Raw genomic sequence first — 1,271 nt, 5'->3', positions numbered from 1 at the left:
GAAGTACCGGGTCGTGGAAGGCCAGACCGCTCACCACGGCCCGGAACTCCGCCAGCATCGGCTCCATCAGCCGGGAGTGGAACGCGTGACTCGTCCGCAGCCGGGACGTCTTCCAACCCCGCTCGGCAGCGAGTTCGGCGACCCGCACGATCTCGTCCTCGGCACCCGACACGACCACCGCGGCCGGCCCGTTGACCGCCGCCAGGTCGATGTCCGGGAACGCCCCGCACACCTCCCCCTCCGACGCCCCGACCGCCAGCATCGCCCCACCCGACGGCAGCGCCTGCATCAACCGGCCCCGCGCCACCACCAACGTCGCCGCATCCGCCAAGGAGAGGACCCCGGCGGCGTACGCGGCCGAGATCTCACCCACCGAATGACCCGCCACGACATCCGGCGTCACACCCCACGAGCGCACCAGCGCCAGCAGCGCCACCTCCACCGCGAAGATCGCCGGCTGCGCCCAGCCGGTCAGGTCCAGCGACTCCGCGTCCAGCCCGTGCAGCCTCAGCCCCAGCGCCTCGCACGCCTCGTCATAGGCGGTCGCGAACACCGGGAAAGTGTCGTACAACTCCCGGCCCATCCCGACCCGCTGCGACCCCTGACCGGTGAACACCACCGCCAGAGAGGTGGGCCGGACCTCGGCTGCGGGCTGCGCGGCGACGAGCCCCGTGAGCAGCTCGTCGCGGTCGGCGGCCAGCACCACCGTGCGCCGGGGCAACGTCGTCCGGTGGGCGAGCGTCCAGGCGACATCGGGCACCGAGGCGTCCGGGTGTGCCAGCAGGTAGCTGTGGAGCCGCTCGACCTGCCCGGTGAGGGCCCGCTCGCTCGCGGCGGTGAGGACGACCGGGGTCATCGGAAGCACCGGGAGCGGTGCCTCGTCCGACACGGTCGCCGGAACCGGTGCGCCCGACGGCGCTTCGAGGATGACGTGGGCGTTGGTGCCGCTGATGCCGAACGAGGACACCCCGGCCCGACGCGGCCGGTCGGTCGCGGGCCACTCGCGGGCCTCGGTCAGCAGCTCGACCGCACCGGCCGACCAGTCCACCTGCGAGGACGGCGCGTCGACGTGCAGCGTGCCCGGGAGGATCCCGTGCCGCATCGACTGCACCATCTTGATGATCCCGGCCACACCGGCCGCCGCCTGCGTGTGACCGAGGTTCGACTTCACCGACCCCAGCCACAGCGGCTCGTTCTCCGCACGGTCCTGGCCGTAGGTGGCGAGGAGCGCCTGGGCCTCGATCGGGTCACCCAGCGCGGTACCCGTCCCG

General features: G+C 73.0%; 1 protein-coding gene. It reads right to left on the bottom strand.

Translation table 11 applies throughout. The features are described from left to right. On the bottom strand, window positions 1-1,271 hold a 1,271-nt coding region (locus tag PUR61_RS38395; protein ID WP_329884438.1), incomplete at both ends, for a type I polyketide synthase.

It is taken from the genome of Streptomyces sp. BE20, from assembly GCF_036322525.1.
In the GTDB taxonomy this organism is placed as follows: domain Bacteria; phylum Actinomycetota; class Actinomycetes; order Streptomycetales; family Streptomycetaceae; genus Kitasatospora.
This window is presented reverse-complemented; position numbering and strand designations above follow the sequence as displayed.